The organism is Aeromonas sp. ASNIH8, from assembly GCF_002919855.1.
Taxonomy (GTDB): Bacteria; Pseudomonadota; Gammaproteobacteria; order Enterobacterales; family Aeromonadaceae; genus Aeromonas; species Aeromonas caviae.
The window spans coordinates 1-550 of the sequence record NZ_PQLN01000283.1; the positions used below are offsets into that span (position 1 = coordinate 1).

The 550-nt window shown below is 55.1% G+C and carries 1 protein-coding gene; it reads right to left on the reverse strand.

The genetic code is table 11. The annotated features are described in order from the left end of the window. On the reverse strand, window positions 1-197 hold a 197-nt coding region (locus C3418_RS23930; protein WP_146054171.1), incomplete at its 3' end, for a TetR/AcrR family transcriptional regulator. Window positions 198-550: the final 353 nt, after the last annotated feature.

Sequence of the window (550 nt, forward strand, 5' to 3'; positions counted from 1 at the left end):
CTGTAATCCTGATACAGCGCCATCAACAACCCTTCACGATCGCCGAAGTGATCGTAGGGAATGGGCTTGGTGACGTTTGCCCGCTCGGCCAGATAGCCCAGCGTCAGTGCCTCGGTGCCTTGCTGGCGTACGATCCCACGTGCCACTTCCAGCAACTGTACCCGTCGATCCTCTTTTCTTAACCGTTTAACGACCATATTGTCCTCGCGCCAGTGCCTACTAAAGGTAGTTTACACGGTTTATTCGCGAGGCTGTATGCTTTGCAATAATATCGCCGTCTCGTTGCTCCATACCAAATGGTTCCCTGGGTTAACATCAAACGGTTAACGCTCGCGAGGACCGCGGCGGCAGGATATGTTTCATATTACGGTGCAGAAGTGGATAGCGGGGTGTTGTGGCCGTAGGCCCGGCAAGCGAAGCGCCGCCGGGCATGCGAGAGTTATGACCGGAAATAAATCACCATCCGGCCACGGAACTGGCCTTGCTCCATCCCTTTAAAGATGGCCTTGATATCCCCCAGCGGACGCCGCCACACTTTCGGCACCACTTT